Origin of the sequence: Flexivirga oryzae (assembly GCF_014190805.1) — a bacterium.
GTDB lineage: Bacteria > Actinomycetota > Actinomycetes > Actinomycetales > Dermatophilaceae > Flexivirga > Flexivirga oryzae.
Genome location: NZ_JACHVQ010000001.1, coordinates 682233 through 699047 on the forward strand (window position 1 = coordinate 682233; position 16815 = coordinate 699047).

Below are 16815 nucleotides of genomic sequence, written 5' to 3' on the forward strand. Positions count from 1 at the left end.
AAGGAGTGAACAGCGTCGTCGCTAGGCTGCACTGACGTCTGCCGAAAGGTGCAACTTGATGGTGAAGGTCTCGGGCCCCGCAATTGGGGGTGGTTGTGCTGTCAGCGCTTCTGGTGGCCGGGGTGTCGGCGTGCTCGTCATCGAGTCAGCCGAGTGCCCATCGACGCACGAAGACGGTGATGGTCACGGTGGCCCCGTCGGCAACCGGTGCGCCCACGACGCCGGCCACATCGTCGGAACCTGTTGCACCGATTCAGCATTCGACGAGCATTGCCCCGACTCCGTCGAGCACTGCACCGTCGCAGTCCTCGGTCGCCACGCCGTCCACACCTCACGGGCCGACGCCGACTCCAGGTGGTGAGTTCGACGCAGCGTGGGCGAAACAGGCCGTGTCGATGGTCCTCGGCGACCTCAAGACGATCGACGGCCTCGCCCCGCAGGACGGTGCGCTCGGGCAGGACTACACCAACCTCAGCAACGCCTACGGCTTCCTCGAGCAGGCGGGTCTCCCACGGGGCGCGGACGGCAACGCCTACCTCGGTGGGCTGGAAGCGATGATCGGTCTGGCATCGGACGCCGCGGCTTCCGCGCCGACCGATGCGGCGGATGCGCACGCGAGCTACTTGTCGGCGCGTGAGCAGACGCAGCCGATCCTCGATGACATCAACACCGCGCTCGGCACGCACTACGTCGTGCCCGCCGCCCCTGCGTCCTGACGCATGCCTCGTGACGACATCGTCCCCGCGATCTGGGCGTCATGTGCGGAGCAGAGGCCATCAGCGGGTACCTCACAGATCGATCATCGGCGCTGGATTTCAAGCGTAAGTCGGAGCGTGCCATACCACTGGGAGTCGGAGTTGGAGAACTGTCCGTTAGCCACCAGCCCGGAGCCGAGAAGCGCGGTGTCGACCTTGTTGCTCAGAGCGATCGGCAAGCCACCCTTGGGGGTGTCTTTCGTGACCAGGTGCGCCGTCCCAGCGAGAAGGCTCGCCTTCAGGGGAGTCTTGCCGCAGTCGACTGACATGCTGGACCAGACCGATCCCGCGTTGTAGGACGACAAGACGACCCCAACGTTCAGACCTGGCTTGTTACCTGCTGTCCCGGTTACGATTCGTGCGGTAAGGCCTTCCACGTCGCCCGCCTTGATGTTGGAAGCAGCGTCGTTGGCAACGGCTGCCCATAAATCGACCTTGTCTCCGGGGCAGGCCTGCAGGTTGTACGTCATCGAGTCGTTGCCTTGGTTCGACCGTTTGCCGTAGACGAAGTGGCGCTCGTCCAGCCCATTTTGCTTTGTCGCGTCAATCGAGTTCAACACCGGCTTGCCTGCTGGCTTTTCTAACGTGTAGGTCTTTCGCTCCGGGCCCCAACCTCCCGGCCATTCGACGACCTGCAGAGAGGACGGCCCGGAAGCAGTTGTCGACTTTGGTTTGGCCCGCGCATTACTCGCCGTGTTCGTATCTGGGATGGCGGCAACATGGACCGTTCCCGGCTTCTTCGGATGCAGCGCTGATTGGACCTTGTTGTAGCCGTTCAGCAATGTCTGGATACCACCGACGGCACCGCCGACATTATTGAGGAACACGATGATCGACAGGCCTGCGGCGATGAGCCAGCCGATCGTTGGGTGGCTCCTGAGACGCTCTATCACCTGTCGCCCCTTGTCTGCGAGAATATGAGATTGGACGGCGGGGGTGTCGTGCCGAGTTCCGGCGTGACTATAACGGTTTGAGATACGGCCCCGTGCCCCGCGCACCATCAAATGAACGCAATCATTCCCGTGACCCAGAAGCACGACTGCTGCGCGCTGACTCTGCCTTGTCAGCCGGTCGAGGCAGGTGACGGGCCTGCCGCGAACGTTCGCACCAGCTCATCGAACGCTGCCGCCGAGAACGCAAGGGGCGGCAGGCAGATCTCTTGCGCGCCGCGCCGAAAGACCCGGCGTGACCGGATGTAGCGCCGGTCGGAGACGGCCAGCTCGACCGCCGCGGGTCTGGGACTGCCGCACCCGGTGTCCGGGAAAGGGTCAAAGCAACTGCGGGCGTCGTCCCACGGCTAGGAGACCATCAGACCCCGGCCCTCCGCGCTCTGGCAGCAGTTCTATCGCTGTGCACTGACATTCGTATGACGCAAACCCTGACTCGCGACCGCCAGGACCTCTGTCCTCGTCGGGCACGATCCCGGGAGCGGGCGGGCAACGATTGCTTCAGCTTCGGCCGTCGCGGTCATCAGAGCCAGCTTGATGAGGTCCCGTCCGTTCATGCCGGGCCAGCCGTGCACACGCTGCCGCAAGTCGTGGCGCAGCCCGCTGACGCCATACCGAGCCCCGAGCAACGCACCCGCGATCGCGGCGACCGTGTCGGTGTCGTGCCCGATCGAGATCGCCAGCTGGAGGGCATCGTTCACGTGGTCAGGTGTCGGGCGCACGGGCATCGTGTGATGGATCGCCGACCATGCAGCCTGCAGGGCGGTGACGGTGAACCCGTTGCTACTGAACGACTTCGGATCCTCCGCCTCGGCCTCGTCGATCCAGGCGCTCCACTGAGCACGTTCGTCATCGCTGAGCAGATCGAGTCCGGCTCGTATGTCGAGTCGCCCCTCGGTGACCGCCACCCGGACGGCTTCCCCGTGCAGCACGCACGAGGCGGCGACGAGTGGATCGGCGTGGGTCAGCGCGGCGACGGCACGCGCCGCTGCTGCGGTCGCGTCGCGGTCAGTCAATCGGGTCAGACCCACGACGCCGTTGCGCATCAGCGCGCCGTTGCCGGCCGACTGCGGGTGGTCGGCCGCGTACTCGGCGGCAGCGGCCTGGAACGCCGAGAACCACTCAGTGTCGAGCTCCCGCTTGCTCATCGAAGCCCGCATCGCCGCGCCCATGACGTAGGAGTCGGCCCGTGCGATCACGGCGCTCGTCTGGTTTCCGATGTCGGAGGCGCCGTTGTACCGCCACTTGTCGAAGGCTTTGGCGATGTCGGCGAGCGCGTCACCGTTGGTCAGGTCGGCACCGCTCGCGCTGACCTGGGCGATGCAGACCGCCATCTGGGTGTCGTCCGACCACTCGCCGGGGGAGTAGGGGCCGAGGCCACCGCCGGCCATGAACGCATCGCCCGCGGTGATCGGCTCCTTGAACTCGTAGGGCACGCCGAGTGCGTCGCCGATGGCTTGCCCGAGCAGCACTCCGGCCGAGCGATCCTTCTGGGCTGCGCTCAGTTTCATGACGACCTCCATAGTTTTCATCGATATGACGATAATATGTCTCCTGGTGATATTTGTCAACTTGACCGTAAGATGCTGAGTATGACGACTCCGGACCGGCTGATTGCCTGGGTGGCGGCGGACATCGTGGCACTGACGTTGCGCGGTGGCGCGCTGCACGTGGCGTTGGTGAAACGCAAGGCCGCAGCTGCCAGGGGACAGTGGGCGTTGCCGGGCGGATTTCTGCTGCAGGGGGAGTCGGCGGAGGTGGCTGCGGCACGCGAGCTGGAGGAGGAGGTCGGCCTCGGGCGGGCCGAGGTCCGCTTGGAGCAGCTCGGCACCTACTCGGCGCCGAAGCGCGACACGGAGCACTCGCGGCGAGTCATCTCGGTCGCCTACCTGGCGCTTGCTGCGAATCTTCCGGAGACGGTCGCGGGCACCGATGCCGGCGAGGCCTCGTGGGTGCCGGTCGACAAAGCGGTGAAGCGTCGGCTGGCGTTCGACCACCCGCAGATCCTGCGCGACGGCGTGGAGCGCGCACGAGCGAAGCTCGAATACTCAACGATCGCAACGAGCTTCCTGGACGGTGAGTTCACCATATCGGAGCTGCGCGCGGTCTACGAGGCAGTCTGGGGCGCGCGGCTCGACGCCGCGAACTTCCACCGCAAGGTCACCGGTACCCCAGGCTTCGTCGAGGCGACGGGGGAGATGCGCCGTGGCCGTGGTCGGCCGGCGGCACTCTTCACCGCCGGGTCTGCGCAGTCCCTGAATCCGCCCTTGACACGCTGACCCGATCGTTGCGAGAAGCAGGCTGGCGAACCCTCACACGTCGTGAGCTGAAGGCAGTTCACGCCTCGCCATACGTTCCGCGGCCGCCCGGTAGATGGTCTGGATGCGCGTTTGCAACTCAGCTCTCGACGATGGCTGCGCGTTGGCGACCTCCTTGCGTTCAAAGCCCTGGCGGCCAATGAGTTGCCGCAGTGCCTTCGCGCTCAAACGTCCGGCAATGGCCTGCTCGATGTAGAAGGATCGAACCTTATGGGTTCGCACTGGTAAAAGCGATGGTGAAGGTTCCAGCTCGATTGTGGGGCCAGTGACCCCACAATCTCTCGCGCGTACTCCGCTCGCTCCTGCTTGAGCACTTCGATGTCGATCAGTCGCCCAATCTCCCGGTACAGCATGGTGAGAGCGATGTTTGTCTGGGTGGCGACGACGGCCCGAGTTTGCTCCACGAGTGCGTCGACTTAGTCGTTGAGCAGGACAAAGCCTCCGGTCGCGTGCAGCTCGCCGTTGGCGGCAAGAGTGTCGATCGCCTCGTCGAGCCTGGCGCGGATGTGCCCACCTTCGCGGCGGAAGCCGAAAAGGCCCATGACCTCGTGGCGCAACTCGTCCCGTCGCATGCCTCGTGGTTCGTCGAGCGCGTGGCGGACCGCGTTGCGGAGTTCGACTCGCGAGATCTGATCGATGGACCGAGGAGCCACATCCTCGCTCACACGGACAAGCTGGTAGCCGTCGGGAGTAACTCCGTCCGGCCAGATGAACTCGTGGTCACCATCCCGGTGACGACGACTGTCGGGAACCATGGCGAGCAGTTCATCAGTGCGTGCCTGTCGCACGCGCATGAGACCGAAGCTCCGCCCGACCAGCATCGCCAGCAGCTGCGCCTCGATGGGACCTTCTGCAGCGACTAGTTCCTCGAGTCTCATGCGCACCTGAGCCCGCGTCTCGGCGTCATCGAGTCGGTCCAACGCACCGTCGAGTATCACCTCGTCGCTGCGGGCGTCTCGGAACGGCACGGCGCGGACCTCGGAGCGGTCAGTGCGAGAGCCAGGCTCCGAGCCGGTGTGCCGTGGTAGGCGGATCTCCTCGTGGTGCCAGGACCCACCGAGCGTCTCCGCTGGGGCGGTGTCGCCGGCGAGTGAGGCAACGCGGATGTTCGGAGCGTCCGATGGGTGGTCCTCGTCCTGCGTGGTCTCCGCGACAGACTCTGTGTCGGCCCCAGCCCTCGGAGTGGATGCCGACTCAGGGTCGGGCGCTGGACGCGTTGCGACATCCTCCGCTGCAGTCTTGATGCGCTGGACGACGGCGTCTCTGTTGCGGATCCAGCCGGGCAGCCACACTCGCTCGACCGCGGGCCAGCCCATGTTTTCGCTGAGGATGGCAGCCGGCAGCACGTCGCGGTCGGACGCGGTGCGACGTCGCGCCCAACCGGGTCCGTCCAGCAAGACTGCGAGCCAGCTCTCGGCTCCTGGTTGTCGGACGGCGAGGTCGACCTTGAAGCCACTCATGCCAAGGCTTTCAACAACGTCGAGTCCGGCGGCCCGCAGCTTCTCCGCGACGTCACTGCTGTGCCCGGTCGAAATTGTTGTGGTTGAAGGAAACTCGGCATCTTCCGCGCCGTGGTCACGGGCGAACAGCAGATACTGTCGCAGGTCACGCAGGCCGACGGATGACGTGCGCGACAGATCGATGTCCTCGGGTTGGAACGAGGAGAAGAGCACCACTTCGTGGCGGGCTCGGGTGATCGCGACGTTGAGCCGCCGCTCGCCACCGTCAGTCATGACGGGCCCGAAGTTGAGCCGCAGCACACCGGTCTTCGGGTCTGGGGAGAAGGCAAGGGAGAAGAGTATGACGTCGCGCTCGTCACCCTGGACGTTCTCGAGGTTCTTCACGAAGATCGGGTCGACCTCGCGGTTGAATGCTCTTCGCACCCGCCCGGGCATCGCTTCGAGTTTGTCGAGGATGAGGTCGCGCTGCTGAGAGTTGAGTGTGACGACACCGATGGACACTTCAGGGTCGGCTTCGAGGCGACTGCTGATCTCCTCGACGATCGCGTCGGCTTCCATCTGGTTGGTGCGGCTCGCGCCGGTCCCACCGTCGTAATGGCCACCGACCCACCGGAAGTGCACGCCGCTCGTCGAGCCGCCGACGTTTCCCGGCTGTGTTGGGAACGTTGCCAGCTCATCGCGGTAGTAGGCCCTGTTGGAGAACGCGATCAGGCTCTCGTCGCGACTGCGGTAGTGCCACGTGAGGCGAAGTCGCTCGATGTTGGAGTCGACGCATTCCTTGAGGATCGAGTCCTGGTCGACGGGCACGACCGCACCGTCAGCGTCGGGGTTGTCCTCCTCGAAGTCGGTGGCTGACCGGAACATCGAGGTAGGTGGCATCTGCTGGGAGTCGCCAACGATCACGGCCGAGCGTGAACGGCCCAGCGCACCAACGGCGTCCGCCACCCGGATCTGCGATGCCTCATCGAAGATCACCAGGTCGAACGTCATCGATTCCGCCGGGATGTAGCGGGCGACGGACGCCGGACTCATCAACAGACACGGGGTGAGCTTGAGCAGCGCCGAGACGTGGTTGGTCATCAGCTCCCGGATGGACCCGCCGCGCTTGCGTTGGAACTCGCGACGCAGCGCGGCGAGGTCGTTGCTCGGATGCCTGGTGTCGACCTTCCTGGTTGTGCGGACAAGGTGGGGTATGGCGGATCGTGCACGTTCTCGTGCCTCATGGCCTGCCGCAGCAAGATCACGGATCGAGTCGTTGCGGTGCTTGACCTGGAACGCCACCATGCCGGTCTCGTCGAGACGCTGGGCCTCTACTGCGCGGACAACCTTGGCCTCGACCAGCTCCACAAGTCCGTCGGGCGGAATGCGTCCGTCGGACAGCTGGTCGGACAGTTCGCCGAACCCCGTGTCGCGCAGTCGTTGCAGGTCGGCTTGTGCTGTCTGTAACCGGGTAAGCGATCCGGTGTGTCCTTGGCGCATCGACTCTGCCCAGGAGGGCATCGAAGCATCGAGCGCCGCCAGCAAGGACCGGTCGCGCCGCCAACCGTCGAGCGAGGAGTCGGAGGCACCGAGCACCTGCAGCAGCCCCTGCCAGCTCTCGCTGAAGGCGCGCAGTGCCTGCGCGTCGTGGGGCGGCGACGCCTGGCCGGTGCCGACGGCGGCGACATATGCTCGGATCTTCGCGGAGTTCGTCGCTCCTACATCCATCCCGCGCCAGCGGTCGACGGCATTGGCCATCTCCTGGACCTGTCGTCCGCCGTGCTCCACGTCCGGCGTGCGTTCACCGGGCAGTGTCTGCACGAAGCGATGGAAGAGCTGTTGGCCGTCGCGCTGCACCTGCTCGACATCGTTGAGGAAGCGGTGCACCTGGGCTTCGGAGATCGGCATGCCCGTCCAGAGAGCCGCGATCTGGGCCGTCGCTGTCTTGAGGAGTCGACCGCGCTTCAGGGCACCGGCGTTCTGCGCGGCGACGAGGTTCGCACGCAACATCGGTACGTTGGCGCTCTTCGCAGCGGGGGTGAGATAGGGGAGCACCTGCGCGTAGCGCCGCTGATAGTCGTCGAGCTCGCCGGAGAGACGGTGGAGGTCCTGTGCCCAGTTGGCCGACTGAGCCTGTGGCAGGGCGAGCCGAGGCTCCGCCGCCAGCTTTTGAACGGCGTCGACCAGCGTTCGCAGTTGCGTCGGTGAGGTGTCGGAGATGAGCTCAACGACCTTGGGTGGCAGTCCGTTTCGTGTGGCTCCCAGCCGCTGCACAGCTGCGGAGATCGCCCCGAAGTCCGGCGTCGCTGAGCCTGGCCCGGCGAGCGACCAGGGCTGATCGCTCAGCCGGCCCTCGATTGTGCGCAGCGACTGTTGCGTGGCGCGCACCGCTTCGAAGACGTTTTCCAGGCTCCGCTGACCGGTGACGACCTGCGCCGGGACGACGAAGTCGCCGAAAATCGGCCCGCTGTGGTGCAGGACTCGCTCATGGGCCTGCCAGAGGGAGATTCCGGCGGGTCCGGGCTGGTGGAGGCGACCGGCATAGTCCGCCAGATCCTGCACCTGAGTCTTCAGCCGGCGTCGCGCGGAGTCGTAGCGGTCGTCGCCCTCGGCCGTGTAGTCCCAGGCCTGCTCGAGCTGGGCGCGGACGTGCTTGATGCTCTGATCCTTGCCGTGCAGGTCCAGGGTCAGTGGTCCGAGTCCGGCGCCGTCCAGTCGGCGGCGCACCACCTCCAGTGCTGCCTGCTTCTCGGCAACGAACAGGACGGTCCTCCCGTGCGCCAGGGCGTTGGCGATCATGTTGGTGATCGTCTGGGACTTGCCGGTGCCGGGCGGTCCTTCGAGTACGAAGGTGCGCCCCTCGCGCGCCCACCGGATCGCCTCGAGCTGCGATCCGTCCGTCGGGACCGGCAGGTGTTCCTCTGCCTCGGTGAGTTCGGAGACCTCCGGTGTGGGGACCTGGTCGACATACGTCTCGGTCGGGGTCTCCACGAGGTGTTTCACGACGGAGTTGGACATGAACCGCTGCCACTCGTTCGAGACATCACGCCACATCTCCAGCGTGGAGAACTGCAGGATCGCCAGACGGACGTCGGACTCGACGGTGAACGGCTGACCGGCCAGGGTCATCGCGCGGCGGACCGCCTGCAGGATCGCGGGCACGTCGATGCCCGAGTCATCGCGCGGCGGTGTCGACAGCTCGGGGATGTCGATCTCGTAGTCGCGGTGCAGCTTCTCGATGAGGCAGTAGTTGGGCAGGTGCGCAGTGTCGCCTTCGCTGATGACGCGGTAGGTGCTCCCTTTCCGGCCTTCGAGATGGACGGGCAGCAGGAAGAGCGGTGCCAGCGCGTCCCTGCCGCTGTTGTCCTTCCAGCGCAGCGCGCCGAGGGTCAGGAAGAGGTTGTTGCTGCCGGTCTCCTCGAAGACTGTCTTCGCACGTCGCCGCAGGCTGTCCAGGGATTTGCCCAGCCGCTCTTGCGTCTGAATGGCGTGCACGAGTCCTTCGCGGTCGAGGATCTCGGCGACGTTCTGGTCCTCGACGCGGCGGATGTCGGACTGCCCCTGGTAGACGCTGTCCTGCAGCTCGAGTCCTGCGGTGAAGGTCAGCGCCTGGCCGCTGGACAGGATGTCCTCGAAGGGACCGAGGGCCCGCTCGGGGATGTGCAGTTTGAGCGCGCCACGGTCGCTCAGCTTGAGCAGGGGATTACGGAAGGACAGGTCGAGCAGCGCGCTGCGCCAGCGCTCTACCCGTTGTGGGTATGACGTCCGCCTGCTGGCGCGTGTTTCCGGGCGATGGGTGGTCGGCAGTGTCATTGCTGCCGGTCGCTGCACCTCGATGATGACGGTGTCGCCGTCCCGGCGCACCCGCGGCAGCGGACGGATCCGGCGACGGCACGCGGCCACGTCGAGCACGAAGCGGACGTCGTCGAGGTCCTGGTCCCAGTAGCGCTCGGTGCTGCGGCGGGCGGCGTCGAAGGTGACGTCCTGGCCGGCGGTGGCGCCGGTGAGCTCGACGGGCACGAGCATGCCGCTGCGCGCGATGTTCTGGATCTGCTCCTTCGAGCTGGTGGCGAGCTCGACGAGCTTGACCTCCTCGCTGAGGAATCCGGCGAACGCGTGGTCCTTCAGCATCACAATGACCGGGTTGATCCCGGCGGCTTCGAGCGCGGATGCGTAGAGCACGCTGAGGTCCAGGCAGGTGCCCCATCGCTCGCCCAGCACGTCCTCCGGGCGGCGTACCTTCTGCCCGGTCGTCTCGAACGACGCCGGCGGCGTCGCGTAGCGGATCCCCCTGGCCCGGATAGCGTCATAGATGCAGTGTGCGGTGTCGATGACCCGTTCTTCGTCGTCCTGGTAGCCGACGAAGGACGGGTTGTCGGTCCGCTGTTGGAGCAGATCGGACGCCTCGGCCAGCAGCGCGGTGATCTCCGGCTGGTTGGGCGTGACGAACGCGGCGAGCAGCTCCGGTGTGTTGGCGGCGTCCCACTCGTCGCGGGCGAGGAGCGTCACCTCGCCACGACCGACTGCGGCCACGCCACCAACGGTGATCTGCAGCTCGAGGCGGCCCGCACGGGCCTCCTCGAGCTCGGCGAACGCCTGGTGGTCGAGTGCCCAGGAGAGCTCTTCCCTTGTGAGCGAGTGGGTTTCGTATGGCGAGAGGTCGACCGGGCCGACCGAGATGCCGGTCTCGTCGTCGCCGATCCCTTCGATGTCCACGGTGACCGACAGGACCTGCTGGGCCTGATTGCTGCGGTTCTCCAGTTGGAGCTCCTGCAGCGGACTGAGGTGCTGGTTGGCCGTCGCGTAATTGAGGTTCGAGCGGTAGATCGCGGTGGCCGTCACCGGACCGGCGTCGACACGGATACGGTGCAGCCCATCGCCGAGGTCGGGACGATCGTCCACCTCTTCGGGCCGCTCGGGTGTCTCGACAACGTCCTCGACCTGGGAGAGCGCGTTGTGCAGCTCGACGCGGTCGAGGACGTCCGGCTCAGCCGGTGTCTGGGGTGTGGGCGCTGAGCCCGCGACCTGACGGGCTGCGGCCGGCACGCCGTACACGACCTGCTGCTCAGCCCCGGCGGGTGTCTGGGGTGCAGCAGGTTCCTCTGGTGCTGCAACCTCCGGTGCTGATGCGGGCGTCTGGGTTGCGGGCGCGTCGAGCTCGAGAGCCAGCCGGTCGAGCTCGGCACGTGCTGCGGGATCCTGCGCCACGTTGGACACGAGCAGCCCCATTGTCTCGACGGCTCGTTTGGCGGTGAAGGTGTCGATGGACTCCGGCTCATGGGCGGCCCGGTTGAGGGCGTCACGCACCTCGCGCGCCCACGCGCTGTGGACCGGGGTGACTGCTCCCTGGAACGCCTGCCACTCGCGGATGAACAGCAGGAGCAGAAAGCGCGGGTCGTCGAGCGAATACTTGCCCGCTGGCCTGCCGTTGGTCTCATCGCGCTTGGCGTAGTAGACGTCCCACGGCAGCCCACTCGGGGACTGAACGATAGGCACGACCGACCGTAGAGAACGGGCCATCACAGCTGCTGCGCGCCACACGACCTCGGTCGGATTGAGATCAGCCATGCGGCGCCCCCGTTCAGTTGGTTCTCAGAAGTTCAGGGCCATGTTCGCACGGCCGTGTGACACTGCTGCACGGGCTCAGCTTTGCCGCTCGCGGGCTGAGATGGAGTCCAGATGCACGCCGACCACATCGTGAACATCGCCGTATCGAAGGAGTCCACTCGTGCCGACAACTGCGTCTGCGCCGGGCCACGTGTTCGTCATCCAGGGAAAGATCCAGGACGTCACCTGTGATGCCGCACTGATCCCGGCCGACACGGGCTTCAGCGTGCGGTCCCATTGGTGGAAGGACGTGATCGGTCTTCCAGAACAACCGCCGATGCCTGACACATGGCAGGAGAACGGATATGCGCAGGAAGAGCGCAATCCGCGTTTCTGGTACATCGACGTGACCGACAACGGTCAGAGAATCAACGCAGCAGACTTGGTCATGATGGTGTCGGACGTCGTCGAGCGGGTGGTGAAGGCATTGCCGCGGACTCCGGTCCGCCGTCGTGCGCAGCACCTCGTGGTAATGCCCCTGCTCGGTGCCGGGGGAGGAGGACTCGACGCGGACGAGTCGGTTCAGCTGTTCGAGGCCCTGGACAAGCTAGCTGGGGCGTGCAGGACCGATCTGGCGATCGTCGTACCAGGCCGGGATGAGTTCGAGGCGCTCCAACTGCGCCGTAGGCAGACAAACTACAAGCGCGACTCGCAGTTGGCTCATGAGGCCCAGCGCCTCGGTGAGCTCGCCGGTCAGGGCGGGCTCTCGCTGATGATCGGTGCGGGCGTCAGCATGGGGGCCGGCTTGCCGAGCTGGAGTGAGCTACTCGATCACTTGAAGGACGGCTTGAGTTCAGATGCTGAGATCGTAAACTCAGACGACTTCAAGGCGCTTCCGCCGCTCGACCAGGCAGAGCTGCTCCAGCGGCTTCGCCGGAGGGGAATCGCCGATGAGGTTGTCGAAGCAGTGACCGTCAAGGAGAGTGGCAAGGCGTTCCGCCCCGCGCTCGGCCACTTCCTGCTCGCCGGCCTCCGTTGCCGACAAGTCGCAACCACGAACTACGACCTGCTCTATGAGGCGGCCGTCCGGTCGCAGGGTGACTCTCAGCAGATCCACGCGCTGCCGTACGAGCGGCCCGCGCCACCTAACCCGTGGATCCTCAAGCTGCACGGCGACGTCGAACACGATGATCTCGTGTTGAGTCGAAGTTCGTTCGTCGAGTACGACGGCCGTCGCTCTGCGACGGGCGCTGTCTTCCAAGCGATGCTGCTGACCAGCCACGTTCTCTTTGTTGGCCTGTCGTTCACCGATGACAATGTCCTGCGGCTGACCCACGAAGTGACCGCCGCGCCGTTAGAGGGCGAGAAGACCCTGGGCACCGCTCTCGGCCTGGGGGTCAGCTCGGCGAAGAAGGAGCTGTGGCGCGGCGTCCTCGAGTGGGTGGACCTTTCGGCGCCAGACGATCACCCGCCTCGCCCGATGGGCTGGACGAAGCCGCGCGAGACGAAAGAATCCGCCGACAAGAGGTGGGAAACGGCCTGGCAAGTCAGGGAGCTGGAGATCTTCCTGGACACCGTGGCACTCTGGTCGGTTCGCGGAGAACCGTCGTGCGAGAGGCCCCCTCGTAGGCTGCAGTCGGATCAAGGGTGAGTCTCAGCGGCCGGCGAAGGAGCGATGACAGTGGCAGGAAGTTACGAGAAACCGATCACGATCGAGGCCGCGATCCGAGAGATTGTCGCGCGTCGCTATGTCCTCCCTTCGATACAACGTAACTTCACGTGGCGAATGGACCAGATATGCAGGCTGTTCGACTCTGTGATGCGCCACTACCCGATCAACAGCCTGATGTTGTGGCAGGTCCAGTCGGAAGAGGTTCGTGAAGGCTTCCGGTTCTACAGCTTTCTCGAGAAGTATGTCGAGAGGTTCGCGGAGAACAACCCGAACTTCGACACACGGGGCCACGGCGAGTTCTACGCCGTGATGGACGGTCAGCAGAGACTCACGTCGTTCTACATCGGCTTGAAGGGGACCTATGCCGTCAAGAAGCCGCGGCTGTGGTGGCCGAAGGCCTACGAACCGGCCGTCCTTCCACCACGCCGCTTGTTCCTCAATCTGGCCAAGCCGCTCGATCCTGACCTCAACGACGGACAGATGCTGCACGACTTCAGGTTCTTGACCGTCGAGGAGGCCGGGAAGAAGCCGAGCGACGAGGAAAACCTCTGGTTCGAAGTGGGAAGGATCCTGGGCTTCCCCGCGGTCGAGACCGATGACGAGATCGTCGACCACGTCCTCGACCACCTGGCCGGGACCGGACACGCCGGCAACATCCATGCCCGAAAGACTCTGCAACGTCTGTACTTCTCGATTCGGCGGGAGACGAACCTCAACTACTACGTGGAGACGAGCCAGGAGATCGACCGGGTCCTCGACATTTTCATCCGGACGAACCAGGGCGGAACCCCGTTGTCCTTCTCCGACCTGCTGATGTCGATCGCGTCGGCGAATTGGGAGGACGCCCGTGAGCGTGTCGACGAGCTGGTGAACCTCGTCCGGACCGAGTTCCAGTTCTCCATCGACCGCAACTTCGTGATGAAGACCGCCGTGATGGTTACAGATGGGGACGTCCGATTCCAGGTGAAGAACTTCGGTGCGGACAACGTCGCGAAGATCCGCGAGTCGTGGGATGACATCCGCGATTCGATCGTCGAATCGTTCCGGATGATCGCCAGATTCGGGCTCAACGATGCTTCGCTGCGAGCGAAGAACGCAGCTATCCCGATCGTCTACTACCTGTTTCACAGGGATCGTGACCTGGCTGGTGGACAGCGCGGGCGGTTCACGGTCATCAACCGACTCAACAGATACCCCGAAGACCGCAACCGCATCCGACAATGGCTGCTTATGTCGCTGCTGCGCGGAGTCTTCGGTCGTGCCGCCGACAGCGTGCTGACAAATCTCCGAGGGCTCATCCATTCGAATCTCGATGTGGCGGAGGGCTTCCCCCTCGCGGAGATCATCAGCTCATCGCGCGGAACCGCCCGTGACCTGACTTTCGACGACGAGCTCATCGAGCGCATGCTGCACACACAGACGGACAACGCCGAGTGCTTCTCGATCCTCGCGCTGCTCCAACCCGATGTCGACATCACCCAGATCTTGCACATCGACCATTTGCACCCCGCAGCCGCGTTCTCGTCATCACGGCTCGAGGCCTCGCCCTTCGTCAACCAGAGTCCGGAGATACGTGCGTTCTACGAGGCACCCGAGAACTGGAACGCCATCGTCAACCTGCACCTGCTGACGGAGGCGGAGAACACGTCGAAGCAGGACAAGCCGTTGGGGGAGTGGCTCGACCCGCTGAACGGTCGAACGACGCTCGATCCCATGATTCCCGCCGGAACCGATCTCTCGTTCGAAGCATTCCCCGCGTTCGTCGAAGCACGCGGCGAGGTCATCAAGGAACGACTCCGGTCCTTGATCAGCCACTCGGCCACAAATCCTGAGGCATCCGCCTCACCATCGGTGTGAGCGACATTCAGAGCAACGAGGACTTCTCCCCGTGCCAGCTGACCGCCAACACGTCTCGCGCGCGGGTGGCCGCGACGTAGAGCAGTGACCGCTCGCGGAGCATGGCGTCCTTGAAGTCCTCCTCGCTGGACTTGTAGTCCTTGAGCGCGTTGGGCACCGAACCTTCGTGCACGCCGAAGAGCAGCACGTGCGTGAACTCCAGCCCCTTGGCCCGGTGCATCGTCATGACCAACGGCATCCCGGGTTTGGCGTTCTCCCGGTCGACCGATCGCACCTGCACACCGCGGTCGGCCAGGCCGCTGACGACTGTCTGGCGTCGGTACTGGTCGCGCACCAGGACAGCGATCGCCTCCGGCTTCGGCGCGCGCCCGTCGTCATCGGAGTCGTCGGGCATCCAGGACTTGATGAGCTCGGCTGCTTTGTCGAGCTCATCGCTCATCGACGAGCATTCGACAACCTTCGGCTGTGGCCCACTGCGGGCGGAGTGGTAGGTGTGGTCCTCGGCCTCACCGGTCAGGTCGGTGAAGTCACCACCGGCGAGGATGTGCATCGCCCAGTCCAGGTTTTCGGCGGTCGTGCGGTAGTTGAGGCGGAGGCTCCGTGCCCGCCCGGTCACCTTGATGCCGACGTGGGAGAGCACGACCTTCTGCCCGTAGATCCGTTGGTGCGAGTCCTCACAGATGAACAGGTCGTTGTCACCGGGAGCGACGACCGCGCGCAGGAAGCGCAGTTGCGACGGGTTGAGGTCCTGTGCCTCGTCGACGACTACGTGATCGAAGAACGTGCGCTTGTTGAGCTCCAGCCAGGCTGCGGCGATCGCCGCCTTCTCCGCCCAGTCGGTGCTGTCATTGGCCGGCCGATCGCCCGGTAGCGCTCGATGACCTGCCAAACCTGCTGTCGTTTGGTGCGATCGAGCGCCACGCCACGGCCCTTGCGGCGCACTCGGATGTATGCCGTCTCCGTCGTGATGCGTGCCGGGAGTACGACCAGGCCGTACTCCGCGGCGAAGAATGCCGGCGTCGCGACCTCCGGCGGCAGGTCGGCGTCGGCATCGTCGATGGCTTCTTTCCAGGCATCCTGCGGTGTCGCGCTGGTCACGCCCGACCGGCTGTCGCCCAGGACCTCGGCCACCGCTGCGTCGATGTCGGTCCCAGCAGTCTGCAGGACGGACCGTACGACCTGGTCGAGTCCACGGACGTGGATCCCGGGAGACTCCAAATGCGTTTGAAGCGTTGTTGACTCGTCGAGCGCCCGGATGTTCGACGCGAGATCATCTGCGAGGTTGCGGGTGAACGTGGTGAGCAGGACGCGCGCCTCGGTGCGCTCGCCGGCCAACCGAGCAGCCCGGTGCAGCGCCACCACCGTCTTGCCGGTTCCTGCACCGCCCGACAGGCGGAACGGCCCGTGGTAGTCGTTGTCGACGTACTTGCGCTGCTCCGGGTGCAGGAAGAGCCGCCAGGCAACCAGGTCGCCGCCCTCGATGATCCTGCGCAGCTCTTCGCTGTCGTCGATCAGGTGGAACGACGCCTGGACGAACGGGTGCTCCAGGCTCTTGAGGAACTTCTCGTCCTCGGAGCCGTGGCCGAGATCGATGGCCTTGTCGAGTCCGTATGCCGTGCGTACGTCGGCGACGGAGGTGCCGGTGGCCAGCTCCAGCAGTGCCTCGCCCTGCCACTCGACGCGCGCGTCCGCGACGATGGTCAGCAGGTCCTCCTCGGTGGGTGCGTCGAGCGCCTGCTGCGCCAGCTCGCGGTTGATGCCCAACTCTTCGTGGAATGCCTCGGCGCTCGCGTCCGTCGGCCAGGTCGGTGCCTTGGTCTTCGGTGACGGTGTCTCGACTGCGTCCTCGGATGGTGCAGCTTCGACAGCGGGCGCGGGAGCGGCGATCGGCACCGGCTCGGGTGCCGGCAGCACTTCGGGGGTCGCGCTCGCAGCGGCCGCGACGTAGGAGTCGAGCACGCGCTCTATCTCCGGCATGCCGTTGATCGGGTTCATCGACAGCCGGACGCTCTCGGCGATCTTGTTCGCCTCGTCGTGCGGCCAGATCCCGTGCAGCACGTAGACCGGCTCGGACGCGCCGTCGATCTTGAACATCACGCAGCGGTAGCCGTCGTGGACACGGCCGGTCCGGACGCGGGGATCGACCGATCCCTTGATGGGTTCGATGTGCAGACCCGGCAGCTTGTCGTCCAGTTGCAGTTTCTCGAGGAAGGCGAACGCCTTCTTCTTCATGGACGCGTCGAGCCCGTCCTTCACCTTGTTGAGGATCAAGATCGGCAT

At 65.3% G+C, this 16815-nt stretch carries 10 protein-coding genes; 4 read left to right on the forward strand and 6 right to left on the reverse strand.

Translation table 11 applies throughout. The features are described 5' to 3' along the window. Positions 1 to 389: 389 nt before the first annotated feature. Positions 390 to 716: a hypothetical protein gene (locus FHU39_RS03135; RefSeq protein ID WP_183318903.1), complete on the forward strand. Its 327-nt coding sequence runs from the start codon at positions 390 to 392 to the stop codon at positions 714 to 716. 83 nt (positions 717 to 799) lie between these two features. Here the strand turns inward: FHU39_RS03135 and FHU39_RS03140 are convergent, their stop codons facing one another. Both FHU39_RS03140 and FHU39_RS03145 read right to left on the reverse strand, forming a co-directional pair. Further along, positions 800 to 1648, reverse strand: a complete 849-nt coding sequence (locus tag FHU39_RS03140) for a hypothetical protein (RefSeq protein ID WP_183318904.1) — start codon at positions 1646 to 1648, stop codon at positions 800 to 802. A gap of 449 nt (positions 1649 to 2097) precedes the next feature. Then, positions 2098 to 3213: an ADP-ribosylglycohydrolase family protein gene (locus FHU39_RS03145; RefSeq protein ID WP_183318906.1), complete on the reverse strand. Its 1116-nt coding sequence runs from the start codon at positions 3211 to 3213 to the stop codon at positions 2098 to 2100. Positions 3214 to 3294: 81 nt separating this feature from the next. Here FHU39_RS03145 and FHU39_RS03150 point away from each other — a divergent pair, with 81 nt between their 5' ends. Beyond that, positions 3295 to 3981: an NUDIX hydrolase gene (locus FHU39_RS03150; RefSeq protein WP_183318908.1), complete on the forward strand. Its 687-nt coding sequence runs from the start codon at positions 3295 to 3297 to the stop codon at positions 3979 to 3981. A gap of 33 nt (positions 3982 to 4014) precedes the next feature. Here the strand turns inward: FHU39_RS03150 and FHU39_RS03155 are convergent, their stop codons facing one another. Then, positions 4015 to 4242 carry a DUF1016 N-terminal domain-containing protein gene (locus FHU39_RS03155; protein WP_183321050.1) on the reverse strand — a complete coding sequence of 76 codons (228 nt, stop codon included), beginning with the start codon at positions 4240 to 4242 and terminating at the stop codon, positions 4015 to 4017. 194 nt (positions 4243 to 4436) lie between these two features. After that, positions 4437 to 10955, reverse strand: coding sequence for a DUF4011 domain-containing protein (locus FHU39_RS03165; protein WP_183318912.1), 6519 nt, complete (start codon positions 10953 to 10955; stop codon positions 4437 to 4439). A 232-nt stretch (positions 10956 to 11187) separates the two neighbouring features. Between FHU39_RS03165 and FHU39_RS24890 the strand changes: the two genes are divergently transcribed. Beyond that, positions 11188 to 12657 carry an SIR2 family protein gene (locus FHU39_RS24890; protein ID WP_183318913.1) on the forward strand — a complete coding sequence of 490 codons (1470 nt, stop codon included), beginning with the start codon at positions 11188 to 11190 and terminating at the stop codon, positions 12655 to 12657. A gap of 30 nt (positions 12658 to 12687) precedes the next feature. After that, positions 12688 to 14535 (forward strand): GmrSD restriction endonuclease domain-containing protein, encoded by a 1848-nt coding sequence (locus tag FHU39_RS03175; RefSeq protein WP_183318915.1) that lies wholly within the window; start codon positions 12688 to 12690, stop codon positions 14533 to 14535. A gap of 7 nt (positions 14536 to 14542) precedes the next feature. Here the strand turns inward: FHU39_RS03175 and FHU39_RS23750 are convergent, their stop codons facing one another. Both FHU39_RS23750 and FHU39_RS23990 read right to left on the reverse strand, forming a co-directional pair. Beyond that, positions 14543 to 15352, reverse strand: a complete 810-nt coding sequence (locus FHU39_RS23750; RefSeq protein WP_343065861.1) for a 3'-5' exonuclease — start codon at positions 15350 to 15352, stop codon at positions 14543 to 14545. After that, positions 15301 to 16815 carry a UvrD-helicase domain-containing protein gene (locus FHU39_RS23990; protein WP_246336149.1) on the reverse strand — a complete coding sequence of 505 codons (1515 nt, stop codon included), beginning with the start codon at positions 16813 to 16815 and terminating at the stop codon, positions 15301 to 15303. Before FHU39_RS23990 ends, FHU39_RS23750 begins: the two co-directional genes overlap by 52 nt.

What these genes read in the sequence shown, in the direction of transcription:
- FHU39_RS23990 (WP_246336149.1), bottom strand. Translation starts at nt 16,815, where the DNA reads ATGCCGATCTTGATCCTCAACAAGGTGAAGGACGGGCTCGACGCGTCC.
- FHU39_RS03145 (WP_183318906.1), bottom strand. Translation starts at nt 3,213, where the DNA reads ATGAAACTGAGCGCAGCCCAGAAGGATCGCTCGGCCGGAGTGCTGCTC.
- FHU39_RS03150 (WP_183318908.1), top strand. Translation starts at nt 3,295, where the DNA reads ATGACGACTCCGGACCGGCTGATTGCCTGGGTGGCGGCGGACATCGTG.